At 71.8% G+C, this 24,337-nt stretch carries 17 protein-coding genes; 1 reads left to right on the plus strand and 16 read right to left on the minus strand.

Going from position 1 to position 24,337, the window contains the following annotated elements; translation table 11 throughout:
* Positions 1–33 precede the first annotated feature (33 nt).
* The 16 genes from obgE to ACFYOJ_RS12610 all read right to left on the minus strand — a co-directional run bounded on the left by obgE (position 34) and on the right by ACFYOJ_RS12610 (position 23,104).
* Complete coding sequence (obgE, locus tag ACFYOJ_RS12535; protein ID WP_356558072.1) at positions 34–1,470, minus strand: GTPase ObgE; 1,437 nt, start codon at positions 1,468–1,470, stop codon at positions 34–36.
* A gap of 103 nt (positions 1,471–1,573) precedes the next feature.
* Positions 1,574–1,828, minus strand: coding sequence for a 50S ribosomal protein L27 (gene rpmA / locus ACFYOJ_RS12540; protein WP_003976205.1), 255 nt, complete (start codon positions 1,826–1,828; stop codon positions 1,574–1,576).
* A 14-nt stretch (positions 1,829–1,842) separates the two neighbouring features.
* Positions 1,843–2,163 carry a 50S ribosomal protein L21 gene (gene rplU / locus ACFYOJ_RS12545; RefSeq protein ID WP_004931419.1) on the minus strand — a complete coding sequence of 107 codons (321 nt, stop codon included), beginning with the start codon at positions 2,161–2,163 and terminating at the stop codon, positions 1,843–1,845.
* A gap of 332 nt (positions 2,164–2,495) precedes the next feature.
* A complete protein-coding gene (locus ACFYOJ_RS12550) occupies positions 2,496–6,707 on the minus strand; it encodes an Rne/Rng family ribonuclease (protein WP_356558073.1) in 4,212 nt (1,403 codons plus the stop codon).
* A gap of 274 nt (positions 6,708–6,981) precedes the next feature.
* On the minus strand, positions 6,982–7,758 hold the full coding sequence (locus tag ACFYOJ_RS12555; protein WP_356558074.1) for a TIGR03936 family radical SAM-associated protein: 777 nt from the start codon (positions 7,756–7,758) through the stop codon (positions 6,982–6,984).
* Between the two features lie 140 nt (positions 7,759–7,898).
* Entirely contained in the window at positions 7,899–8,969 is a 1,071-nt protein-coding gene (locus ACFYOJ_RS12560; RefSeq protein WP_356558075.1) for a hypothetical protein, read from the minus strand.
* A gap of 63 nt (positions 8,970–9,032) precedes the next feature.
* Positions 9,033–10,976: a TIGR03960 family B12-binding radical SAM protein gene (locus ACFYOJ_RS12565; RefSeq protein WP_356558076.1), complete on the minus strand. Its 1,944-nt coding sequence runs from the start codon at positions 10,974–10,976 to the stop codon at positions 9,033–9,035.
* A gap of 129 nt (positions 10,977–11,105) precedes the next feature.
* Positions 11,106–12,305: a rod shape-determining protein RodA gene (gene rodA, locus ACFYOJ_RS12570; RefSeq protein WP_356558077.1), complete on the minus strand. Its 1,200-nt coding sequence runs from the start codon at positions 12,303–12,305 to the stop codon at positions 11,106–11,108.
* The gene (mrdA, locus tag ACFYOJ_RS12575) at positions 12,302–14,551 is read right to left on the minus strand and encodes a penicillin-binding protein 2 (protein ID WP_356558078.1); all 2,250 of its coding nucleotides are present in this window, start codon (positions 14,549–14,551) and stop codon (positions 12,302–12,304) included. Before mrdA ends, rodA begins: the two co-directional genes overlap by 4 nt.
* Before the next feature lie 113 nt (positions 14,552–14,664).
* The gene (gene mreD / locus ACFYOJ_RS12580) at positions 14,665–15,333 is read right to left on the minus strand and encodes a rod shape-determining protein MreD (RefSeq protein ID WP_356558079.1); all 669 of its coding nucleotides are present in this window, start codon (positions 15,331–15,333) and stop codon (positions 14,665–14,667) included.
* Between the two features lie 13 nt (positions 15,334–15,346).
* The gene (gene mreC / locus ACFYOJ_RS12585) at positions 15,347–16,345 is read right to left on the minus strand and encodes a rod shape-determining protein MreC (RefSeq protein WP_356558080.1); all 999 of its coding nucleotides are present in this window, start codon (positions 16,343–16,345) and stop codon (positions 15,347–15,349) included.
* 229 nt (positions 16,346–16,574) lie between these two features.
* Positions 16,575–17,594: a rod shape-determining protein gene (locus tag ACFYOJ_RS12590; protein WP_019325389.1), complete on the minus strand. Its 1,020-nt coding sequence runs from the start codon at positions 17,592–17,594 to the stop codon at positions 16,575–16,577.
* A gap of 306 nt (positions 17,595–17,900) precedes the next feature.
* The gene (ndk, locus tag ACFYOJ_RS12595) at positions 17,901–18,314 is read right to left on the minus strand and encodes a nucleoside-diphosphate kinase (protein ID WP_356558081.1); all 414 of its coding nucleotides are present in this window, start codon (positions 18,312–18,314) and stop codon (positions 17,901–17,903) included.
* 77 nt (positions 18,315–18,391) lie between these two features.
* Positions 18,392–18,748: a DUF4233 domain-containing protein gene (locus ACFYOJ_RS12600; RefSeq protein WP_356558082.1), complete on the minus strand. Its 357-nt coding sequence runs from the start codon at positions 18,746–18,748 to the stop codon at positions 18,392–18,394.
* 7 nt (positions 18,749–18,755) lie between these two features.
* Positions 18,756–20,279, minus strand: a complete 1,524-nt coding sequence (locus tag ACFYOJ_RS12605; protein ID WP_356558083.1) for a folylpolyglutamate synthase/dihydrofolate synthase family protein — start codon at positions 20,277–20,279, stop codon at positions 18,756–18,758.
* Between the two features lie 200 nt (positions 20,280–20,479).
* Positions 20,480–23,104 carry a valine--tRNA ligase gene (locus tag ACFYOJ_RS12610; RefSeq protein WP_356558084.1) on the minus strand — a complete coding sequence of 875 codons (2,625 nt, stop codon included), beginning with the start codon at positions 23,102–23,104 and terminating at the stop codon, positions 20,480–20,482.
* Positions 23,105–23,240: 136 nt separating this feature from the next.
* Between ACFYOJ_RS12610 and ACFYOJ_RS12615 the strand changes: the two genes are divergently transcribed.
* The gene (locus ACFYOJ_RS12615) at positions 23,241–24,242 is read left to right on the plus strand and encodes a hypothetical protein (protein ID WP_356558085.1); all 1,002 of its coding nucleotides are present in this window, start codon (positions 23,241–23,243) and stop codon (positions 24,240–24,242) included.
* Positions 24,243–24,337: the final 95 nt, after the last annotated feature.

A 24,337-nucleotide genomic window follows, 5' to 3' on the forward strand; every position in this document is an offset into this window, starting at 1 on the left:
CCGTGCGAGAACGCGGGCTGCGCCGCACACCGCTCAGAACGGGTCGAAGCCGTCGAACTCCCGCTCCGCTTCGTCGCGTTCGGCGTCCCGGTCGCGGCGGCGCTGGGCGGCCGGGCGGGGTGCCTCGAAGCGGTGGTCCTCGCCGCGGCGGCCGAGCATCTCGGCGCCGGCCGTCACCGACGGCTCCCAGTCGAAGACGACCGCGTTGTCCTCGGGACCGATGGCGACGCCGTCGCCGCCGCGGGCGCCGGCCTTGAGCAACTGCTCCTCGACGCCGAGGCGGTTGAGGCGGTCGGCGAGGTAACCGACGGCCTCGTCGTTGTTGAAGTCGGTCTGGCGCACCCAGCGTTCGGGCTTCTCGCCGCGCACGCGGAACAGGCCGTCCTCCTCGCGGGTGACGGTGAAGCCCGTGTCGTCCACGGCCTTGGGCCGGATGACGATCCGGGTGGCCTCCTCCTTCGGCCGGGCGGCACGCGACGCCGCCACCAGCTCGGCCAGCGCGAAGGACAGCTCCCGCAGCCCGGTGTGGGCCACGGCCGACACCTCGAAGACGCGGTAGCCGCGCGCCTCCAGGTCCGGGCGGACCATCTCGGCGAGGTCCTTGCCGTCGGGCACGTCGATCTTGTTGAGGACGACGATCCGGGGCCGGTCGTCCAGGCCGCCGTACTCGCGCAGCTCGGCCTCGATGATGTCCAGGTCGGAGAGCGGGTCGCGGTCGGACTCCAGCGTCGCCGTGTCCAGGACGTGCACCAGCACGCTGCACCGCTCCACGTGCCGCAGGAACTCCAGGCCGAGGCCCTTGCCCTGGCTGGCGCCCGGGATGAGACCGGGGACGTCGGCGATGGTGTAGACGGTCGAGCCGGCCGTCACCACGCCGAGGTTCGGCACCAGCGTCGTGAAGGGGTAGTCGGCGATCTTCGGCTTGGCCGCGCTCAGCACGGAGATCAGCGAGGACTTGCCGGCGCTCGGGTAGCCGACCAGCGCCACATCGGCGACGGTCTTCAGCTCCAGGACGATGTCGCCGAGGTCGCCCGGCTCACCGAGCAGCGCGAAGCCCGGGGCCTTGCGGCGGGCGGAGGCGAGGGCCGCGTTGCCGAGGCCGCCCCGGCCGCCCTGGGCGGCGACGTAGGAGGTGCCGTGGCCGACCAGGTCGGCCAGCACGTTGCCCGCCTTGTCGAGGACCACGGTGCCGTCGGGCACGGGCAGGACCAGGTCCTGGCCGTCCTTGCCGGAGCGGTGGCCGCCCTCGCCGGGCTTGCCGTTGGTGGCCTTGCGGTGCGGGGAGTGGTGGTAGTCGAGGAGCGTGGTCACCGACTGGTCGACGACGAGGATCACGTCGCCGCCACGGCCGCCGTTGCCGCCGTCCGGGCCGCCGAGCGGCTTGAACTTCTCACGGTGGACGGAGGCACAGCCGTGGCCTCCGTTACCCGCGGCGACGTGCAGCTCGACGCGGTCCACGAAGGTGGTCATGGAATGTGCCTCCAGTTACTACGGGGTTGTCTCTTGGGTAACACGCGAAAGGCGGACCCGCTTCCCGTCCGGGAAGTGAGGTCCGCCTCGCGAAAGTTTCCGATCAGGCGACCGGAACGATGTTCACGACCTTGCGGCCACGGTGGGTGCCGAACTGCACCGCACCGGCCTGCAGCGCGAACAGCGTGTCGTCGCCGCCGCGGCCGACGCCCGCACCCGGGTGGAAGTGGGTGCCGCGCTGGCGGACCAGGATCTCGCCCGCGTTGACGGCCTGACCACCGAAGCGCTTCACGCCGAGGCGCTGAGCGTTGGAGTCACGACCGTTACGGGTGGACGATGCGCCCTTCTTGTGTGCCATCTCTCCTCAGTCCCTTACTTCGCAGCCGCGGGGATCTCAGTGACCTTGATCGCCGTGTACTGCTGGCGGTGGCCCTGACGACGGCGGTAGCCGGTCTTGTTCTTGTAGCGCAGAATGTCGATCTTCTGGCCCTTGTGGTGGTCCACGACCTCGGCCTGGACCTTGATGCCGGCCAGGACCCAGGGGTCGCTGGTCACAGCGTCGCCGTCGACCACGAGCAGGGTCGAGAGCTCGACCGTGTCGCCGACCTTGGCGGTGGAAATCTTGTCAACCTCAACGATGTCGCCGACAGCAACCTTGTGCTGGCGGCCACCGCTGCGCACGATGGCGTACACGCGGATCTCACTCTCTCGCTCATGAACGGCACCCCCGCAGTCCAGCCGCCCGACGGCAGGCGCGAACGGCCTCTCCCGGTCGTGGCCGGTGACGGCCGCACCCGGAAGGAAGAGGTTTACGGGGATGTGGCGTGTCAGTCGACACGCCGACGGTCAAGGTTACGGGGCCACGCGACAGGGGTCAAACCGGGCCCCCGGCCACCGGCGCGACACCGCTCCGCGGGGCCGCCGCGACGGCCCGGGACCGGCGTGGCGGGCGTGCGGAGCCCGGGAACAGGCGTGTGGCCCTGCCCCGGACGGGCAGGGCCACACGTGGCGTGACAGGGACCGGATCAGCCCTCGTCGGTGGCGGCCGAGACCGAGGACGGCGCCTGCTGCTCCGCCGCCGCGGTCTTCTTCGACGCCGTCTTCTTGGCCGTGGCCTTCTTGGCGGTCGTCGTCTTCGTCGCCGCCTTCTTCGCCGTGGCCTTCTTGGCGGTCGTCGCCTTCGCGGTCGTCGTCTTCTTCGCCGCGGTCTTCTTGGCCGCGGTCGTCTTCGTCGCCGCCGTCTTCTTCGCCGTGGCCTTCTTGGCCGTCTTGCGGGCCGCCGTCTTCTTGGCCGGGGCGGCCTCGTCGGCGTCCTGTCCGGCTTCCGCGGCCGGTGCCCCGGCCTCCGGCTCCGGCTGGGCCGGGGCCGCCTGGGCCGAGGCCGACGGGACGACCACGACGGCCGCCTCCTCGGGCGCGGTCGAGGTGGTGGGCTTGCGCACGGCCCGACGGCGCGGACGGGCCGGAGCGGCGCTCTCGGCGGCCGGCGCGGCCTCCGCCGCCTTCTCTGCCACCGGTGCCTCGGCAGGCGCCGGCTCGGCGGGCGCGGTCCCGGGCACCGTCAGGACGGCGGCCTCGGCACCCGCGGGGGAACCGGCCGGCGCGGACACCTTCCGGGTGGCCCGACGACGCGTACGGCCCTTGGGCGCGGCCTCCTCCACGGCCGGGGCCGGGGTCCCGGCGGCCGGGGTCTCGACGGCAGGGGTCCCGGCGGCCGGGGCCGGGGCGCCGGACACCGCGTCCTCGACGGCGGCGGGCTCGGCCAGCACCTCGTCGGCCGGCTGCCGTACGACGGGACGCTCGGCCTCTTCCGCCGCGGTGACGTCCTGCGCGGTCGGGACCTCGGCCGGCGCCGGGGTCTCGCCGCGCACGGTCTCGTCCTTCGCCGCCTTCGGGGCACCCGCCGGTGCGGACGTCCGCCGGCTCGACCGGCGCCGGCCACGGCCGCGCGTGGCGGCGGCCTCGGCCTCGGCGGCGCTGCTGTACAGCTCCTCGTCCGGGACGAACTCGGGCGCCGGCAGGGCGACCGGCTCGGCGACCTCGGCGGCGACCTCGGACTCGGACTCGGCGTCCGCCTCCTGCTCGGCCGTCACAGCGGTCTCGGCGCCGGCCACGGCCTCGTGCTCGTGCTCACCGGCACCGGCGCGCGCCCGCTTGCGGCGCTTGCCGCCGCCACCGCCGGCGGGGGCCGTCGGCTGGTCGAGGTGGACGATGACACCACGGCCGTTGCAGTGGACGCAGGTCTCCGAGAACGACTCCAGCAGGCCCTGGCCGACCCGCTTGCGGGTCATCTGGACCAGGCCCAGCGAGGTCACCTCGGCGACCTGGTGCTTGGTGCGGTCCCGGCCCAGGCACTCCAGCAGGCGCCGCAGCACCAGGTCCCGGTTGGACTCCAGCACCATGTCGATGAAGTCGATGACGATGATGCCGCCGAGGTCGCGCAGCCTGAGCTGGCGCACGATCTCCTCGGCCGCCTCCAGGTTGTTCCTGGTGACCGTCTCCTCGAGGTTGCCGCCCTGACCGGTGAACTTGCCGGTGTTGACGTCGACGACGACCATCGCCTCGGTCCGGTCGATCACCAGCGAACCGCCGCTGGGCAGCCAGACCTTGCGGTCCAGCGCCTTGGCGAGCTGCTCGTCGATCCGGTACGTGGCGAAGACGTCGACCTCGCTGGTCCACCGGGACAGCCGGTCGGCGAGGTCCGGCGCCACGTGGGAGACGTAGCCATGAATGGTCTGCCAGGCGTCGTCACCGCTGACGACGACCTTGGAGAAGTCCTCGTTGAAGATGTCGCGCACGACCCGGACGGTCATGTCCGGCTCGCCGTACAGCAGCGTCGGCGCGTTGCCGTTCTTGGCCTTCTTCTGGATCTCCTCCCACTGCGCCTGGAGCCGCTCGACGTCGCGGCGCAGCTCGTCCTCGCTGGCGCCCTCGGCGGCGGTGCGCACGATGACGCCCGCGTCCTCGGGGACGATCCGCTTGAGGATGGTCTTCAGCCGGGAGCGCTCGGTGTCGGGCAGCTTGCGGCTGATGCCGGTCATCGAGCCCTCGGGCACGTAGACCAGGTAGCGGCCGGGCAGGGAGACCTGGCTGGTCAGGCGAGCGCCCTTGTGGCCGATGGGGTCCTTGGTGACCTGCACGAGGACGGACTGGCCGGACTTGAGGGCGGACTCGATGCGGCGCGGGCCGTGGCCCATGCCCAGCGACTCGAAGTTGACCTCACCGGCGTACAGGACGGCGTTGCGGCCCTTGCCGATGTCGATGAAGGCGGCCTCCATCGACGGCAGCACGTTCTGCACCTTGCCGAGGTAGACGTTGCCGACGTACGAGGTGGCCTGCTCCTTGTTGACGTAGTGCTCGACGAGCACCCCGTCCTCCAGGACGCCGATCTGGGTGCGCTCGCCGTGCTGGCGGACGACCATGACGCGCTCGACGGCCTCGCGGCGGGCCAGGAACTCGGCCTCGGTGATGATCGGCACACGCCGGCGGCCCTGCTCGCGGCCCTCGCGGCGGCGCTGCTTCTTGGCCTCCAGGCGGGTGGAGCCCTTGATGGACTGCACCTCGTCGGACGGCTCGGCCTTCGGGCGCGGCTCGCGGACCTTGACGACGGTGCGCTCGGGGTCGTCGGCGGACGGCTCGGCCTCGCCGGAGGCGTCCCCGGCGCGGCGGCGACGGCGACGGCGGCGACGGCTGCTGCTGGAGCCGCCGTGCTCGGCGTGCTCGCCGGTGGTGTCCTCGCCCTCCTCGGCGTCCTCCTCCGCCTGCTCGGCGGTGTCCTCGGCGTCCTCGGCGGCCTGCACGGCGGCGGTGTGCTCGGTGTCGTCGTCCGCGGAGTCCTCGGAGTCCTCGGCCAGGTCGCCCCGGCGACGGCGACGGCCGCCCCGGCGACGGCGACGGCGCGAGCCGTACTCCTCGGAGCCCTCGGCGTCGTCGCCGTGGTCGTCGTCACCGGACTCGTCGTCCTCGGTGTCGGCCTCCGGCTCGTCGGCGGCGGCCGGGGGCGCGGTGACCGTGCGCTCCTCGGCGGTCTCCTCGGGCCCGGCGGCCCGGCGGCGGCGCCGGCGGCGCGAACCGGTGCTCTCCTCCGGGAGGTCCTCGGTCGTCGCGGCGGCCGGGGGCGCCTGCTCCGGCTCGGCCCCGGCGGCCTCGGCGGCCGCTTCGGCGGCGGCCCGCTCGGGCGTCTGGAACTTGGGCTCGGCGAAGACCGGGGGCTGGAAGACGGCGACGGCGGGGCGCACCGGACGCTTCGGGGCGTCGCCCCCGTCGGTGGCCGCGGACGCGGTCCGCGCCGGCTCGGCGAAGCCGCCGGCGGCCTTGCGGGCCGAACGGCGACGCGTCGCACGCCGCGGAGCGGCCTCCTCCACGGGCGCGGCGGGCTGCACGGCCTCGGGTGCCCCGGTGGTCTCCGGGGCCTTGACGGCTTCCGGAGCGGTGGTCGCCTCGGCGGTCTCGGTCTCGGTCTCGGTCCCGGCCCGCTCCTCGCCGGCGGGCGCGCCGGCCGGGGCGGACACGCGGCGCGTCGCACGACGACGGGTACGGCGCGGAGCGGCCTCCTCGGCGTCCTCCGTACTCTCGACGGGCGCGGCGACGGCCGGAGCGGCCTCGGTCCCGGCCGCCTTCTCGTCCGTCTCGGCGGCGGTCCCGGTCGCCTCCGTACCGGCGGGCGCGGTCACCGTACGCGTGGCGCGACGGCGGGTACGGCGCGGAGCGGCCTCCTCGGCGCCCTCGGCATCCTCGACGGGCGCGGCGACGGCCGGAGCGGCCTCCACGACCTCGGCGGGCGCGGCAGGCGCGGTCACCGTACGCGTGGCGCGACGGCGGGTACGGCGCGGAGCGGCGTCCTCGGTGCTGCCGGTGTTCACGGCCGGCTCGGGCTCGGCGGGCGTCCCGGCGGCCGGGGTCACGGGGACGACGGTCTCGGCCGCGTCGGCGGCGGTGGGCGACGCGACGGGCGCGGAGGCGCGGCGCACCGCGCGGCGCCGCGGCCGGGCCGCGGGTCCGGCGGCCGGCTCGGGCGTCGCGGCCGTCTCGGCGGCGGCCTCCTCCGGCTCCTCGGCCGCGGGTGCCCCGGCCGGCGCGACGGTCTCCGCCTTCGTCTCGGAGGCACCGGACGGCGGACCCGCCGGGCGGGACGCGGCCCTGCGCCGTCGGCGCGGCGGCAGGGTGTCGCTGGGGGTGTTCAACTCGGAGCCCGTGGCGGAAGCTGCGGTCTCTGCGGGTTCGGTCGGTTCGAGCATGCGGGGGTTTCTCCCGTCAGGCTCCCGGGCGCCGCGCCTGGTCCGGCATCGACCGTGTCGACCGCCGGTGACGTCCGCGGCTCGCGCGATGCGCGGTCGCCGCCGTCCGGGGCGCGTGCGCCGCTCGGGAGCTCTCCGTGTCTTGTCTCGCCGGTTCCGTACCCCTTGTCGTGCACGGCCTGGCGAAAGTCTTGTGGTCGGTGCGCCGCCCGACCCAGGTGGCTCCCGAGTTCGAGGGCTGCGCTACGACGCTCGTCCCTGCGCGGAACCTTCCTTACGCCGGCGCCTTCGCGGCGGCGGAAGCGGCGGCCGGTTGCGGCGCGGGCGCTTCTGCCTCGCGGTCGGGCGCGAGCGGGTCGGTCACCGCACCGGTCTCTTCATCGAACAGCCCCTGCGCCAGCCTGGTCACCGCTGCGGGGACCGGCGGCGCCAGGTCGGCCACGGCGCGAAGACCGGACAGGACGTCGTCGGGTCGTACGGCAGGCGTCACGTGCCGAACAACCAGGCGCAGTATCGCACAGGGCCGGTCGGTCGGCCTATCAGCCGGCGAACCGTCCGTCGCCACGGCCTCGAGGCTCACGACGGCGGAGCGGGCGTCGAAGGTGCGGACGCCGTTCTTGGTGCGGCGCTGGACCTCCACGGCCGGGGCCGAGTTGAAGGCCGCCACGGCGCGCTCGGCGTCCGCGGCCTCCACCCCGTCCAGGCGCAGCTCCCACACGGAAGCCGTCAGCCGGTCGGCGAGCCCGGAGGTGCGGGCCTCGACCGCGTCGACGATGTCGAGCCCGGCGGGCAGCGACTCGTCGAGGAGCAGCCTGAGCCGCTCCGGGTCGCGCGCCTCGGTCAGCGCGATCTCCAGGTACTCCGCCTCGCTGCCCGTGCCGGTGGGTGCGGCATTGGCGTACGACACCTTCGGGTGCGGGGTGAACCCCGCCGAGTACGCCATGGGCACCTCGGCACGGCGCAGCGCACGCTCGAAGGCGCGCTGGAAGTCACGGTGGCTGGTGAACCGGAGGCGGCCGCGCTTGGTGTAACGCAGTCGGATGCGCTGCACCGCGGGTACGGGCGGCGGGCCTTCGGGCTGTCGCTTGCCCAGGGGACTTCTCCTTGTGTACGGGCGGACGGACCGTGACGCCGCTCCCCCATCGGCGGGAGCGTCCGGGCCGACACCTCACCGGCGTCGTACGGCCCGGATCATCCCCGCGTCGGCGGGGACGCTTCGCGTCCGGTCTTCTTTTCTAGAGTACGCGCCGGCGCCGGCACAGGTTCCCGCCGGTCCACGGCCCGTGCTTCCCGCGGCTTCCCGAACAGCACCCGGCGCACCTCCGCGCGGGCCTGGCGCACGGACTGCCGCGCGGCGGCGAGCGCCTCGCGGACCCCCTGCCCCACCGCGCGCGAGGCCCGGGCGGCGGGCCGCCAGACCAGGTCCCGTACGGCATGCCCCGCCGGTGTCAGGACGGTCCGGTACACCCAGCGCGCCGGCTCCCCGACCAGCCACCGGAACAGGGTGCCGAGGAACCGGCCGACGGCGCGCGAGACGTGGCCGGCGATCCGCCAGGCGTGCCCGAGGGCGTCCAGGATCTCCCGTCCGACGACGGCGAGGCCCCGGCCGAGAGGGGCGAGCACCCACCGCCACAGGGCGAGGGCGGGCAGCACCAGCAGGATCCGGGCGGTCCAGTACAGGACGGCGCCGACCGCGGCGGCGGCCGTGCGCAGACACCACGCGATCCCCCGGCCGCACCACGCGAGCGCGTGCCCGACAGGGGTGAGGACCCATGTGTACAGCCACGTCGCGGGGACGACGAGGAGATACCGGCCGAGCCAGGCACCGGCGGCGTACAGGCCGCGCCCCACGGCGGCGAGCGCGGCACCCACGCCCCCGAGCACCCACATGAGCGCGTGTCCGACGGGCGTCAGCACCCACCGGTACAGCCACACCGCCGGTACGACGAGGAGGACGTTCCCGAGCCAGGCGACGCCCTTGGCCACCGGCACGACGACGTACCGCCACACCCCGACGGCCGGCCACACGAACAGGGCCCGCCCGAGCCATGCCAGCGCGCGTCCGCAGGGCCGCAGCAGCGTGTCCCGCAGGAAGCGCCCGGCGACGACGAGCGCGTCCCACACCAGCCGCGCCGGTACGACCACGACCAGGGCGACGATCCGCACCGGGACGCGGATCGCCACGGCGAGGCACCCTTCGGCGTCCCGTCCGCGGTCCGGCTGCCGTTCGTCCCCGCCGCGGGGCGGCTTCTCGAGGTCCATACCCTCAGGGACGCGAGCGGGCCCCGTCCGGATCCCTCACCGGGCCGGACGGGGCCGGGACGGTCACTTGACCACGGACAGCGGCAGCAGCTTCCTGCCGGTCGGGCCGATCTGGATCTCGGTGTCCATCGCGGGGCACACCCCGCAGTCGAAGCACGGGGTCCAGCGGCAGTCCTCGACCTCGGTCTCGTCGAGGGCGTCCTGCCAGTCCTCCCACAGCCAGTCCTTGTCGAGGCCGGAGTCGAGGTGGTCCCAGGGCAGGACCTCCTCGTAGGAGCGCTCGCGGGTGGTGTACCAGTCGACGTCCACGCCGAAGGGCGCGAGGGCCTTGGCGGCGCAGCTCATCCAGCGGTCGTAGGAGAAGTGCTCGCGCCAGCCGTCGAAGCGGCCGCCGTCGTCGTAGACGGCGCGGATGACGGCGCCGACGCGGCGGTCGCCGCGGGAGAGCAGGCCCTCGACGATGCCGGGCTTGCCGTCGTGGTAGCGGAAGCCGATGGAGCGGCCGTACTTCTTGTCGCCGCGGATCTTGTCGCGCAGCTTGGCCAGGCGTTCGTCGGTCTCCTCGGCGGACAGCTGCGGGGCCCACTGGAAGGGGGTGTGGGGCTTGGGGACGAAGCCGCCGATGGAGACGGTGCAGCGGATGTCGCCCGAGCCGGAGACCTCGCGGCCCTTGGCGATCACCCGGGTGGCCATGTCGGCGATCTGCAGGACGTCCTCGTCGGTCTCGGTGGGCAGGCCGCACATGAAGTACAGCTTCACCTGGCGCCAGCCGTTGCCGTAGGCGGTGGCGACGGTGCGGATCAGGTCCTCCTCCGAGACCATCTTGTTGATGACCTTGCGCATGCGCTCGGAGCCGCCCTCGGGGGCGAAGGTCAGGCCGGAGCGGCGGCCGTTCCTCGTCAGCTCGTTGGCCAGGTCGACGTTGAAGGCGTCCACCCGGGTCGACGGGAGGGACAGGCCGATCTTGTCGTCCTCGTACCGGTCGGCGAGGCCCTTGGCGATGTCGCCGATCTCCGAGTGGTCGGCGGAGGACAGGGAGAGCAGGCCGACCTCCTCGAATCCGGTCGCCTTCAGCCCCTTCTCGACCATGTCGCCGATGCCGGTGATGGAGCGTTCGCGCACCGGGCGGGTGATCATGCCGGCCTGGCAGAAACGGCAGCCGCGGGTGCAGCCGCGGAAGATCTCGACCGACATGCGCTCGTGGACGGTCTCGGCGAGCGGGACGAGGGGCTGCTTGGGGTAGGGCCACTCGTCGAGGTCCATCACCGTGTGCTTGGAGACGCGCCACGGGACGCCCGAGCGGTTCGGCACGACGCGGGCGATACGGCCGTCGGGGAGGTACTCGACGTCGTAGAAGCCGGGGACGTACACCCCGCCGGTCTTCGCCAGGCGCAGCAGGAGTTCCTCGCGGCCGCCGGGGCGGCCCTCGGCCTTCCAGGCGCGGACGATCGCGGTGATCTCCAGGACGGCCTGCTCGCCGTCGCCGATGACGGCGCAGTCGATGAAGTCGGCGATCGGCTCGGGGTTGAACGCGGCGTGGCCGCCGGCGAGGACGATCGGGTCGTCGAGACCGCGGTCCCCGGCCTCCAGCGGGATGCCGGCCAGGTCGAGGGCGGCGAGCATGTTGGTGTAGCCGAGCTCGGTGGAGAAGGAGAGCCCGAACACGTCGAAGGCCTTGACCGGGCGGTGGCTGTCGACGGTGAACTGCGGGACGGAGTGCTCCCGCATGAGCGCCTCCAGGTCCGGCCACACGCTGTAGGTGCGCTCGGCGAGGACGCCCTGCTGCTCGTTCAGTACCTCGTAGAGGATCATGACGCCCTGGTTGGGCAGACCGACCTCGTACGCGTCCGGGTACATCAGGGCCCAGCGGACGTCGCAGGAGTCCCAGTCCTTGACCGTGGAGTTGAGCTCTCCGCCGACGTACTGGATCGGCTTCTGCACATGCGGGAGCAGAGCTTCGAGCTGTGGAAACACGGACTTCACAGACTCGGCGGCTTCGGCAGGCATCTCACGGAACCTTTGTGTGCTGACAGGGGGGACCATTCAGCGTAACCCGGCCCGCGCGGTCCCCCGAACCGCTTCGGGGACCGTGCGGTCCCGCACGGTCCCCGAGACGGTCCGGAAAGGCCCCGGAAACTACGCCGACATGGGCCGTTGCACGGTGATCGACTGCAGGAGTCCCACCGCTATCCACACGGCGAACATCGACGAGCCGCCGTAGGAGACGAAGGGCAGGGGCAGGCCGGTGACGGGCATGATGCCGAGGGTCATGCCGATGTTCTCGAAGGACTGGAAGGCGAACCAGGCGACGATCCCGGCGGCGACGATCGTGCCGTACAGGTCGGTGGTGTCCCGGGCGATCCGGCAGGCGCGCCAGAGGACCACGCCGAGCAGCAGGATGATGAGGCCCGCACCGAGGAAGCCGAGTTCCTCGCCGGCGACGGTGAAGACGAAGTCGGTCTGCTGTTCCGGTACGAAGCGGCCCGTGGTCTGGGAGCCGTGGAAGAGGCCGGAGCCGGTGAGGCCGCCGGAGCCGATGGCGATGCGGGCCTGGTTGGTGTTGTAGCCGACGCCGGCGGGGTCGAGTTCGGGGTTGGCGAAGGCGGCGAAACGGGCGATCTGGTAGTCGTCCAGGACGCCGAGCTGCCATACGGCGAGCGCGCCGGCCGTGCCCGTGCCGAGGAGGCCGAACACCCACCGGTTGGAGGCGCCGGAGGCGAGCAGGACGCCCAGCACGATGATGACCATGACCATGACCGAGCCGAGGTCGGGCATGAGCATCACGATCAGCATCGGCACGACGGCCAGGCCGAGAGCCTGGAGGACGGTCCGGTGGTCGGGGTGGGGCCGGTCGCCCGCGTCCACCCGGGCGGCGAGCAGCATCGCCATGCCCAGGATGATCGTGATCTTCACGAACTCGGAGGGCTGGAGGGAGAAGCCGCCGGGGAGCTTGATCCAGGAGTGGGCGCCGTTGATGGTCGAGCCGAGCGGCGTGAGCACCAGCAGGATCAGGAAGACGGAGGCGCCGTACAGGACGGGCACGGCGGTGCGCAGGGCGCGGTGGCCGAGCCAGACGGTGGCGGCCATCAGGGCGATCCCGATGCCGGTGTTCAGCAGGTGCCGGGTCAGGAAGTAGTACGGGTCGCCCTGGTTGAGCTCGGTGCGGTTGCGGGTGGCGGAGTAGACGAGCAGGGAGCCGAGCAGGGACAGCGCGAGGCCGGCCAGCAGTATCGGCCAGTCGAGCCGCCGGGCGAGGGAGTCGCGGGCGAACAGCCGGGTCCAGCCGGCCTTCTGGGGTCCGTATCCGGAGACCTGGAAGCTGTTGACTCCGGTCATGGGCGTGCCCTCCGCTTCCGCCTGCGGGTCTGCCGGTTCCCGGTGTCGGGCGGGTTCACTGTCGCCTGCTGGTTCTGGTCCTGCTGTCCGGCGGGGGCGTCGCCGCCCTCCTGAGCGGCCTCCTCGGTGGGCTGGAGGACCTTCACGGGGTCCTTGGAGATCTTCGGGGAGACGATGGTGCCGTCCGGCCTGATCTTCGGCAGGCTCTTGGCCGGCTGGGGCAGCAGCGCCTTCTTCTTGTCGATCTTCCCGTCGTCCGAGACGCCGTACAGGGCGTCGTAGATGTTGCGGACGGCGGGGCCCGAGGCGCCGGAGCCGGTGCCGCCCTGGGAGATCGTCATGACGATCGCGTAGTCGTCGGTGTACGTGGCGAACCACGAGGTGGTCTGCTTGCCGTAGACCTCGGCGGTACCCGTCTTGGCGCGCATCGGGATCTCGTCCTGCGGCCAGCCCTCGAAGCGCCAGGCGGCGGTGCCGCGGGTGGCGACGCCGGCGAGGGCGTCGTCCATCTTGGCCAGCGTGGTCCTGCTTATGGGCAGCTTGCCGTTCGCCTTGGGCCTGATCTCCTGGATCCGCTTGCCGTCGGGGCTGACGATCGCCTTGCCGATGGTCGGCGCGTACATGGTGCCGCCGTTGGAGAGGGCGGCGTAGACCGTGGCCATCTGGATGGGGGTGACGAGGGTGTCTCCCTGGCCGATGGAGTAGTTGATGGAGTCACCGGCGCGCATCTTGTTGCCCTCGAGGCAGTTCTCGTACGCGATCTGCTCGACGTAGGAGCCGCCCTTCTTCCCCGTCCTGCACCAGGCGTCCTTGTTGGCCTTCCAGTAGTCCTGCTTCCACTGGCGGTCGGGGACGCGGCCGGCGACCTCGTTCGGCAGGTCGATGCCGGTCTCCTTGCCGAGGCCGAACTGGTGGGCCGCCTTGTAGAAGTAGTCGTTGGGGCTCTTCGGGTTCATGCCGCCGTCCTTCTTCCACTCCTCGTGCGCGAGCCGGTAGTAGACGGTGTCGCAGGAGAGCTCGAGGGCGCGGCCGATGCTGATCGAGCCGTGGTCGGCGGACTCGAAGTTCTTGAAGACCTGGCCCCCGACGGAGTAGGAGCTGGAGCAGGCGTAGCTGCCGTCGAAGTCGTAGCCGGCCTCCACCGCGGCGGCCGAGGAGACCACCTTGAAGATGGAGCCGGGGGCGGCCTGCCCCTGGATGGCCCGGTTCAGCAGCGGGTAGTTGGAGTCCTTGCCGGTGAGCTTCCTGTAGTCCTTGGCGGAGATGCCGCCGACCCAGGCGTTGGGGTCGTACGTCGGGTTGGAGGCCATGGCGACGACGCGGCCGGTCCTGGCCTCCATCACCACGACGGCACCGGCGTCGGCCTCGTAGAGCCGGTTGGTGTTGCGGTCCATCTCCTTGCGGGCGGCCTTCATGGCCTCGTTCAGCTCGTGCTCGGCGACGCGCTGGACGCGGGCGTCGATGCTGGTGACGAGGTTGGAGCCGGGCACGCCCGGGTCGGACTCGGCCTCGCCGATGACGCGGCCGAGGTTGTCGACCTCGTAGCGGGTGACGCCGGCCTTGCCGCGCAGCGCCTTGTCGTACTGGCGCTCCAGTCCGGAGCGGCCGACCTGATCGGAGCGCAGGTAGGGCGAGTCGGTGTCCTGGGCCTTCTGGATCTCCTCGTCGGTGACCGGGGAGAGGTAGCCGAGGACCTGGGCAGTGTTGGACTTGCCGGGCGCGGCGTAGCGGCGTACGGCCATGGGTTCGGCGGTGATGCCGGGGAAGTCCTCGGCGCGCTCGCGGATCTGCAGGGCCTGCTTGGGGGTGGCCTCGTCGGTGACGGGGATCGGCTGGTAGGGCGAGCCGTTCCAGCAGGGCTGCGGCGTCTTGGCGTCGCACAGCCGGACCTTGTCCATGACCTCCTGGGGCTCCATGCCCAGAACGCCGGCGAGCTTGGTGAGGACGGCCTTGCCGTCGTCCTTCATCTTCAGCAGCTCGGTGCGGGAGGCGGAGACGACGAGGCGGGTCTCGTTGTCGGCGAGGGCCACGCCGCGGGCGTCCAGGATGGAGCCGCGGGTGGCGGGCTGGACGACCTGCTGGACGTGGTTGCCGGAGGCCTCCTTGGCGTACTCGTCGCCCTGCCGGATCTGCAGGTACCAGAGGCGGCCGCCGAGGGTGGCGAGGAGGGACAGGACGAGGACCTGGATGACGACGAGGCGGGTCTGGACGCGTGTGCTCCGGCCGGTCTCGGGGATGTTAGTCATGGGCGCAGCCCATTCCGTTGAGGGTGGTGGTGGGCGACGGGTGGGAGTTGGTCACTGCCTCCCCCTCCTCCCCCTCGCGAGGTGCGTGCTGTCGGTCGTGTGCTGCCGCGTCGTCACAGCCGCTTGACCCCCTTGATGCGTCCGGCGCGGGCCACCCGGGCCCGTGCCGCCCTCATGCGCAGTCCGCTGCGCTGCTCCCCGATGCGCAGTCCGGTGCCGGAGAGCCAGCCGGAGGAGATGTCGGTGCCCTGGGCGGCGGGGGTGGTGTCGGCCAGCGGGTCGTTGTCGGTGCGGCGGGCGAGCGCCATGACGCCGGGGACCACGAAGGGCGAGAGCAGCAGGTCGTACAGCGCGGCGGTGAACACCAGGCCGGGCAGGCCGACGTGGCGGGCGGCGGTGTCGCCGACGAGGGCTCCGACGCCGGCGTAGAGCAGGGTGGTGCCGACGGCGGCGGCGACCACGACGGCCATCGGGCCGGTGGCCGACCTGAGCCGGCCGTTGTCGGGTCTGGCGAGGCCGGCGAGGTAGCCGACGACGCAGAGCACCAGGGCGTAGCGGCCGGCGGCGTGGTCGGCGGGCGGGGCGAGGTCGGCGAGGAGTCCGGCGCCGAAGCCGACGAGGGCGCCGCCGACGTGGCCGTAGACCAGGGCGAGGCCGAGGACGGTGAGCAGCAGCAGGTCGGGGACGGCGCCGGGCAGGTGGAGGCGGGCGAGGACGCTGACCTGGACCACCAGGGCGACGACGACCAGGGAGGCGGACAGCAGGATCCGGTTGACGCGCATGGGACGAAAGCTCCTACTGCTCGGTCTGTTCGGACTGCCCGGTCTGCCCGGTCTGCCCGGACCCTTCGGCCTCTTCGGACCGGGCCTGGCCGTCGGGTGCCTCGGCGGACGGCGTCACGGTCACCGTGACGGTGGGCCTGGGCTCGGGCTTCGGCTTCTGCGGGAGCACCGTGTCGCGCGGGTCCTTCGCCGGGGCCTGGACGACGACGCCGACGATGTCGAGCTTGGTGAAGGAGGCGAACGGCGTGACGTAGAGGGTGCGGGTCAGGTCGCCGCGGGAGGGGTCGACGCGGGTGACGGTGCCGACGGGGACGCCGGGCACGAAGGGCTTGTCGGCCTGGGAGCCGAAGGTGACGAGCCGGTCGCCCTTCTTCACGTCGGCCTTGCCGTTGAGGAGTTCGACGCGCAGCGGGCGGTCGCCCTGCCCGGAGGCGAAGCCGAGTTCGTCACCGGCCTCCATCCGGGTGCCGACGGTGAAGTCGGGGTCGCTGGCGAGCAGCACGGTCGCGGTGTCGGGGCCGACGGTGGTCACGCGTCCGACCAGGCCGTCGCCGTTGAGGACGGTCATGTCGCGTTCGATGCCGTCGTCGGCCCCGGCGTCGATGGTGATGGTCCAGGAGAAGCCCTGGGCCGCTCCTATGGCGATGACCTGGGCGCCCTTGATGCCGTACTGGCCGGCGCCGGCCAGGCCGAGCATCTTGTCGAGCTGCTCGAGGCGGCTGCGGCCGCGTTCGTCGCTGCCGAGCTTCGCCTTGAGGGCCGCGTTCTCCGTCTCCAGCGCGGCGAGCCGGTCGTGCCGGTCGCCCGACTCGCGGATCGCGGAGACCGCGTTGCCGACCGGGTCGACCGCGGACGCCACCCCGTTCTCGATCGGGCCGAAGACATTGGCCGCGGCCTGCCGGGCACCGTCGACCGGTGAGTCCTCCCCGCCGCGGATGTCCACCGTGATCAGCGCGAACGCGACGGCGATCAGCAGCACCAGGAGCAGCCGGCTCTCTTTCGTGTCCCTCACGTGCGGCGGCCGTGCCTTCCTCGTCGGAATTCGGGAATTACGTTGCGGTCTTCAGGAATTCGGGGGATTCGAGGGGGACGCCCGTCCCGTCCGGTGCGGGCACTGCGGGAGTCCGGTGTCCCTCTGTCCTATGTCTCTGTGTCTCTGTGTCTCTGTGTCTCTGTGTCTCTGTGGCAACGGTCCGCCGTACGAGAGAAGAACCTCTCGTACGGCGGACCGAAGAGCTGCCTCATCTGCGGGGCTGGGCGTCCAGCACCTGCTGGAGCGCCTCGAACTCCTCGACGCACTTTCCGGAGCCGAGCGCCACGCTGTCCAGCGGGTCCTCGGCGATGTGGATCGGCATGCCGGTCTCCCGGCGCAGCCGCTCGTCGAGGCCGCGCAGCAGCGCGCCGCCGCCGGTCAGGACGATGCCCCGGTCCATGATGTCGCCGGACAGCTCCGGCGGACACTTGTCGAGGGTCGTCTTGACGGCGTCGACGATCGCGTTGACCGGCTCCTCGATCGCCTTGCGCACTTCGGCGGCCGAGATGACGACGGTCTTGGGCAGTCCGGACACCAGGTCCCGGCCGCGGATTTCGGTGTGCTCGTCAGCGTCGAGGTCGTACGCCGAACCGATCGTGATCTTGATCTGTTCGGCCGTGCGCTCACCCAGCAGAAGGCTGTACTCCTTCTTGACGTGCTGGATGATCGCGTTGTCCAGCTCGTCACCCGCGACGCGGATGGACTGGGCGGTGACGATGCCGCCGAGCGAGATGACCGCGACCTCCGTGGTGCCGCCGCCGATGTCGACCACCATGTTGCCCGTGGCCTCGTGGACCGGCAGGCCGGAACCGATGGCCGCGGCCATGGGCTCCTCGATGATGTGCACCTGCCGGGCGCCGGCCTGGGACGACGCCTCGATCACGGCACGGCGTTCGACGCCGGTGATGCCCGAGGGCACGCAGACGACGACCCGCGGGCGAGCCAGATAACGCCGCTTGTGGATCTTCAGGATGAAGTAGCGGAGCATCCGCTCGGTGATCTCGAAGTCGGCGATCACGCCGTCCTTCAGCGGACGCACGGCGACGATGTTGCCGGGGGTGCGCCCGATCATCTTCTTCGCTTCGGCCCCGACCGCGAGGATGCCACCGGTGTTGGTGTTGATCGCGACGACGGACGGCTCGTTGAGTACGATCCCGCGACCCCTGACGTACACCAGCGTGTTGGCGGTCCCGAGGTCGACAGCCATGTCACGGCCGATGAACGACATTGAGTTCCCCATCAGGATTCGACTGGCCTTCCCATGAGCTTTTGAGGGCTTTTCAGGTAGGCGAGGTGGCTGCAGTGACGCGTGGAGGCTTCCATCGTAGACGCGCTTTCGCGAACACTGCGCGAGGGTCTTCGCCATTGTCGGCAGATGGCGCATCGCCTCGCTCGTGGAGACGATCCAACGGTGGCATCCGTTCCCCCGATCAGGCGCGCATATGCCACGGGGCGGCCGCTTTCACGCGGCCGCCCCGGTCGGCGCGCCACCCAAGGGGTGACGGCTCGTCAGAAAAAAGGTGTTCCGGCGTCCTCAGACCCGGCCGGGGAAGAAGATCTTCAGCTCCCGCTCGGCCGACTCCTCGGAGTCGGAGGCGTGGATCAGGTTCTCCCGGACGATGACACCGAAGTCCCCGCGGATGGAGCCGGGGGCCGCGGCGATCGGGTCGGTCGGGCCAGCCAGCGCGCGCACGCCCTCGATGACCCGCTCGCCCTCGACGACCATGGCGACGACCGGTCCGGAGGACATGAAGGCGACCAGCGGCTCGTAGAAAGGCTTGCCCTTGTGCTCGCCGTAGTGCTGCTCCAGCGTCTCGGTGTCCAGGGTGCGCAGTTCCAGCGCGGTGATCTGCCAGCCGGCCTTGCGCTCGATACGGCTGATGATCTCGCCGGTCAGGCCGCGACGGACGGCGTCGGGCTTGAGCAGGACGAGGGTGCGCTGGGTCACGACGGGCTCCTTGGGATGTACGCGTGTGCGGTTGTACGAGGTGATGACAGAGGTTACCGGGCGTGTCGCGGCGCCTGTCACGCAGCGTCAGCGGCCTGGGCCTCCGCCTGCGCCGCGAACCTCGCCTTCGCCTCGTCGATCTTCCGCCCGTAGTGCACCGAGGCCCACCACAGGGCCCCGAACACCGCGCCGAGGAAGAACATCGTCGGCACGATGAAGCCGGACGCGAGCAGGGCGATCTGCAGGGCCCAGCCCAGGGCGACGCCGCCCGGCCGGGTCACCACACCGCACAGCGCCACGCACAGGAACATCGCGACACCGCTGACCGTCCACACGGTGCCCATGGTCAGGTCGGGGTCCTTCATGGCGACCAGTCCGGCGAAGCCGATCACGAAGAACTCGCCGATCAGGGTCGAAGCACAGAGCGTACGCACGGGATTCTCAGCCCTTCCCCAGCAGCAGCCGGGCCTCGCCGACGGTGTAGACGGAACCGGTGACGAGCACGCCGCCGCCCGCGAACTCGCCCTCCTCCTCGGCCAGCGTGATCGCCGCCTCCAGGGCGTCCGGCAGCCGCGGCTCGACCTGGACGCGGTCCTCGCCGAACACCTCGACGGCGATCGCGGCCAGCTCGTCGGCGTCCATCGCGCGAAGGCCGGTGTTCTGGGTGACGACGACCTCGGCGAAGACCGGTTCGAAGGCCTCCAGCAGTCCGCGCACGTTCTTGTCGCCGCTCGCACCGACCACGCCGATGAGCCGGCTGAACTGGAACGCCTCCCCGACCGCCTCCGCGGTCACCCGGGCGCCCGCGGGGTTGTGCGCGGCGTCCAGCACCACGGTCGGCGAGCGGCGCACGACCTCCAGCCGCCCCGGCGAGGAGACCGCGGCGAAGGCCTTGCGCACGGTGTCGATGTCCAGCGGGCCGGGGCGCTGCGCGCCGACGCCGAAGAACGCCTCGACGGCGGCCAGCGCGACGGCCGCGTTGTGCGCCTGGTGGGCGCCGTGCAGCGGCAGATACACCTCGCTGTACTCGCCGCCGAGTCCGCGCAGGGTCATCAGCTGCCCGCCGACGGCGACCTGCCGGGCGACGACCCCGAACTCCAGGCCCTCGCGGGCGACGGTGGCGTTGACGTCCACGGCCTTCTTCAGCAGCACCTGCGCCGCGTCCACCGGCTGCTGGGCCAGGATCACGGTGGCGTCCTGCTTGACGATGCCGGCCTTCTCGGTCGCGATCGCGCCGGGCGTGGAGCCGAGCCGGTCGGTGTGGTCCAGGTCGATGGGGGTGACCACGGCGACGTCCCCGTCGATCACGTTGGTCGCGTCCCAGGAGCCGCCCATGCCGACCTCGACGACGGCCACGTCGACGGGCGCGTCGGCGAAGGCGGCGTACGCCATGCCGGTCAGCACCTCGAAGAAGGACAGCCGGTACTCCTGCCGCGCGTCGACCATCTCGACGTAGGGCTTGATGTCCTGGTACGTCTCGACGAACCGCTCGGCGGGGATCGGCGCCCCGTCCAGGCTGATCCGCTCGGTGATCGACTGCACGTGCGGCGAGGTGTACCGGCCGGTGCGCAGCTCGAAGGCGCCGAGCAGGGCCTCGATCATGCGGGCGGTGGAGGTCTTGCCGTTGGTCCCGGTGATGTGGATGGAGGGGTACGAGCGCTGCGGCTCGCCCAGGACGTCCATCAGCGCGGCGATCCGGCTGACGGACGGCTCCAGCTTGGTCTCGCCCCAGCGGGTGGCGAGCTCCGCCTCGACCTCGCGCAGCGCCTTGTCGACCTCGGGGTCCTCGGGGCGGGCGGGTACGTCGGCCTGCGGGGGGCCGCCCTGGGTGCGCAGGGTGCGGCTGCCGGCCTCGATGACCGCGAGGTCGGGGTCGCGGGTCGTCTCCGCCTCGATGATCTCGTCGAAGGAGTCGAGGGGGTCGGAGGGGTCGGGCTGGTCGTTCTCGCCGGGGATGTCGCTCACGGGGACAGTCTACGGAGACCGGCCGACAGGACGCCCACGGAGTGGGGTGGCTCGGGTCTCCCGGCGGGTGCGGGTGGTCCGTGGCCGGCCGCGCCCACGCGGCGGAGCCGCACATCGATACGGACCCGCGCCCCCCTGAAGGACGTGAAGGCCCCCGGCGCCTGTCGAGGCACCGGGAGCCTTCTTTCACGTTCCGGCGTCTACGCCTGCGGCAGCTTCTCCAGCTGGGACTGGATGCGGGCGATGTCCTCGTCCGCCTTGGCCAGCCGGCCCCGGATCTTGTCCACGACGTGGTCCGGCGCCTTCGCGAGGAACGCCTCGTTGCCGAGCTTGGCGTTGGCCTGCGCCTTCTCCTTCTCCGCCGCGGCCAAGTCCTTCGCCAGCCGCTTCCGCTCCGCCGCGAAGTCGATGACGCCGGAGAGGTCGAGGGCGACCTCGGCGCCCGCCACCGGCAGCGTCGCCGTCGCCGTGAAGGAGTCGCCCTCCGGCTGGAGCCGCAGGAGCTGGCGGATGGCCGCCTCGTGCGGGGCGAGCGCCGTGCCGTCCAGCGTCAGCCGGGCCGGGACCCGCTGGCCGGGCTGCAGGCCCTGGTCGGCCCGGAAGCGCCGCACCTCGGTGATCACGGACTGGACCGTCCCGATCTCCCGCTCGGCGTCCGTGTCCCGGAAGCCGCTGTCGGCCGGCCAGTCCGCGATGACGACGGACTCGCCGCCGGTCAGCGTCGTCCACAGCGTCTCGGTGACGAAGGGGACGACCGGGTGCAGCAGGCGCAGCGTGACGTCCAGGACCTCACCGAGGACCCGCTTGGAGACCTCGGCGGCCTCACCGCCCGCCTGGAAGGTGGTCTTGGACAGCTCGACGTACCAGTCGAAGACCTCGTCCCACGCGAAGTGGAACAGCGCGTCGGACAGCTTGGCGAACTGGAAGTCGTCGTAGTAGGCGTCCACTTCGGCGACGACCGAGTTCAGCCGGGACAGGATCCACCGGTCGGTGGCGGACATCGCCGACGGCTCCGGCAGCGGGCCTTCCACCGTGGCGCCGTTCATCAGCGCGAAGCGGGTGGCGTTCCAGAGCTTGTTGGCGAAGTTGCGGGAGCCCTGGACCCAGTCCTCACCGATCGGGACGTCCACGCCCGGGTTGGCGCCGCGGGCGAGGGTGAACCGGAGGGCGTCGGAGCCGTACTTGTCCATCCAGTCCAGCGGGTTGACCGCGTTGCCGAAGGACTTCGACATCTTCTTGCCGAACTGGTCGCGGACCATGCCGTGCAGGGCGATGGTGTGGAACGGCGGGGTGCCGTCCATCGCGTAGAGGCCGAACATCATCATCCGGGCGACCCAGAAGAAGAGGATGTCGTAGCCGGTGACCAGGACGGAGTTCGGGTAGAACTTCGCGAGCGACTCGGTCTGTTCGGGCCAGCCCAGCGTGGAGAAGGGCCACAGGCCGGAGGAGAACCAGGTGTCGAGGACGTCGGTGTCCTGGTGCCAGCCCTCTCCGGTGGGCGGCTCCTCGTCGGGTCCGACGCAGACGACCTCGCCGCCGGGCCCGTACCAGACCGGGATGCGGTGGCCCCACCACAGCTGCCGCGAGATGCACCAGTCGTGGAGGTTGTCGACCCAGTCGAAGTAGCGCTTCTCCATCTCCTGCGGATGGATCTTGACCTTGCCCTCGCGGACCGCGTCACCGGCGGCCTTGGCCAGCGGGCCGACCTTGACCCACCACTGCATGGACAGGCGCGGCTCGATGGTGGTCTTGCAGCGCGAGCAGTGGCCGACGGAGTGGACGTACGGGCGCTTCTCGGCGACGATCCGGCCCTCGGCGCGCAGCGCGGCGACGATCGCGGAGCGGGCCTCGAGGCGGTCCAGTCCCTGGAAGGGGCCGTGGGCGGTGATGACGGCGTGCTCGTCCATCACGGCGATGGACGGCAGGTCGTGGCGCTGGCCGATCTCGAAGTCGTTCGGGTCGTGGGCGGGCGTCACCTTGACGGCGCCGGTGCCGAACTCGGGGTCGACGTGCTCGTCCGCGACGACCGGGATGGAACGGTCGGTCAGCGGCAGCTTGATGAGCTTGCCGACGAGGTGCTTGTACCGCTCGTCCTCGGGGTGGACGGCGACGGCGGTGTCGCCGAGCATCGTCTCCGCGCGGGTGGTGGCGACGACGATGGTGTCGTCCCCGTCCCCGTACTTCATGGAGACGAGCTCGCCGTCGTCCTCCTGGTACTCGACCTCGATGTCGGAGATCGCGGTCAGGCAGCGCGGGCACCAGTTGATGATGCGCTCGGCGCGGTAGATCAGCTCGTCGTCGTAGAGCCGCTTGAAGATGGTCTGGACGGCCTGGGAGAGGCCCTCGTCCATGGTGAAGCGCTCGCGCGACCAGGCGACGCCGTCGCCGAGGCGGCGCATCTGGCCGGAGATCTGCCCGCCGGACTCGCCCTTCCACTTCCAGACCCGCTCGACGAAGGCCTCGCGGCCGAGGTCGTGGCGGGACTTGCCCTCCTTGGCCAGCTCCCGCTCGACGACGTTCTGCGTGGCGATGCCGGCGTGGTCCATGCCGGGCTGCCACAGCGTCTCGTAGCCCTGCATGCGCTTGCGGCGGGTGAGGGCGTCGATGAGCGTGTGCTCGAAGGCGTGGCCCAGGTGCAGGCTGCCCGTGACGTTCGGCGGCGGGATGACGATGGTGTACGGCGGCTTGTCGCTCTTGGCGTCCGCCTCGAAGTAACCCCGCTCTACCCAGCGCTCGTACAGCGGCCCCTCTACATCGGCCGGCGCGTACGTCGTCGGCAGTTCGGTGTCGGGCGCTGGTGGCTGCTGCTGAGCGTTCTCGGTCACCCGCCCAGTTTAAGGGCGTCACAGCCATGTCCCGAAACGCGATTCCTTTGTAACGGTGCGGCCCCCCGATGACCTGCGCACGCCATGTCTGCGTCAGGATGTCAGCACCACGTAAGCACGGAGGGGAACCCAAGCAATGAGTCACAACCAGCCGGGCCCGTACGGCGGGCAGCCCCAGCAGCCCGGACCGTACGGCCAGCCGGGGCCGTACGGCCAGCCGCAGCCGCAGGCCCCCCAGCCCGGCTACGGTTACCCCCAGCAGGCGCCTCCCCCGCAGCCGGGCTACGGCTACCCGCAGCAGCCCGCGCAGGGCGGCGTCCCGCCGCAGCAGCCGCCCTACGGCCAGCAGGCCCCCTACGGTCAGCAGCCGCCCTACGGCCAGCAGGCCCCGTACGGCCAGCAGCCCTACGGCATGCCGCAGCCCCCGGCGCCGGCCGGCGGGAAGAAGAAGACGGGCCTGATCATCGGCGCGGTCGCGGTCGTGGCCGCGATCGGCGTGGGCGCGTACTTCGTGCTCGGCGGGGGTGGCGGGGGCGCCGGTGACATCGCCGACGACGGCCCGCACAAGCTGACGACCCCGGCGACGGTGCTCGGCGGGGAGTACAAGAAGAAAGACTCCGCCGAGAGCAGCGGTGGTTTCGACGAGGACTCCATCAAGGAGGCCGAGAAGCACGGCGTCAAGAACCCCAAGGATGTCGGTGCGGGCTACCAGGCCGGGGACGAGAACAACCCGTTCGCCATGAAGATGGTCCAGTTCATGGGCGTCTACGGCGAGATCGAGGACCCGGAGAAGGTCGTCGACGGCATGTTCGCGGAGATGAAGAAGGGGGCCGCGGAGGACAAGGAGGCCGAGGGCGAGGTCGTCGGCAGTCCCAAGGCCTTCAAGCCGGCCGATCTGGACGGCGCGGTCCTGAAGTGCCAGGAGATCAAGACGAAGACCCCCGCCGCCTCGTCGGGCGACGCGGCCTCCGGTCCTTCGGAGCTCAGCATGCCGGTGTGCATCTGGGGCGACCACAGCACCCTGGGCGTCATCCTCAACATAGAACTGACCGACGCCATGGCCGGCAAGCCCGCCGACCTGGACAAGGCCGCCGAGCTGACCGCCAAGTTCCGCAAGGAGGTCCGCGTCAAGGCCTGACGCGTACGCACACGGACATGGGGGGGGGGGGGGGGGGGGGGGGCGCGGGCCGGGGGCGCGGGGGGGGGGGGGCGGGGGGGGGGGGGGCGGCCGGT

Source organism: Streptomyces sp. NPDC006384 (genome assembly GCF_042870695.1).
Lineage (GTDB): Bacteria > Actinomycetota > Actinomycetes > Streptomycetales > Streptomycetaceae > Streptomyces.

Coding starts and splice junctions, on each gene's coding strand:
- obgE (WP_356558072.1), bottom strand. CDS start 1,470: ATGACCACCTTCGTGGACCGCGTCGAGCTGCACGTCGCCGCGGGTAAC.
- ACFYOJ_RS12565 (WP_356558076.1), bottom strand. CDS start 10,976: ATGCCTGCCGAAGCCGCCGAGTCTGTGAAGTCCGTGTTTCCACAGCTC.
- ACFYOJ_RS12615 (WP_356558085.1), top strand. CDS start 23,241: ATGAGTCACAACCAGCCGGGCCCGTACGGCGGGCAGCCCCAGCAGCCC.
- ACFYOJ_RS12590 (WP_019325389.1), bottom strand. CDS start 17,594: ATGTCGTTCATCGGCCGTGACATGGCTGTCGACCTCGGGACCGCCAAC.
- mreD (WP_356558079.1), bottom strand. CDS start 15,333: ATGCGCGTCAACCGGATCCTGCTGTCCGCCTCCCTGGTCGTCGTCGCC.
- ACFYOJ_RS12560 (WP_356558075.1), bottom strand. CDS start 8,969: ATGGACCTCGAGAAGCCGCCCCGCGGCGGGGACGAACGGCAGCCGGAC.
- rodA (WP_356558077.1), bottom strand. CDS start 12,305: ATGACCGGAGTCAACAGCTTCCAGGTCTCCGGATACGGACCCCAGAAG.
- mrdA (WP_356558078.1), bottom strand. CDS start 14,551: ATGACTAACATCCCCGAGACCGGCCGGAGCACACGCGTCCAGACCCGC.
- ACFYOJ_RS12550 (WP_356558073.1), bottom strand. CDS start 6,707: ATGCTCGAACCGACCGAACCCGCAGAGACCGCAGCTTCCGCCACGGGC.
- rpmA (WP_003976205.1), bottom strand. CDS start 1,828: ATGGCACACAAGAAGGGCGCATCGTCCACCCGTAACGGTCGTGACTCC.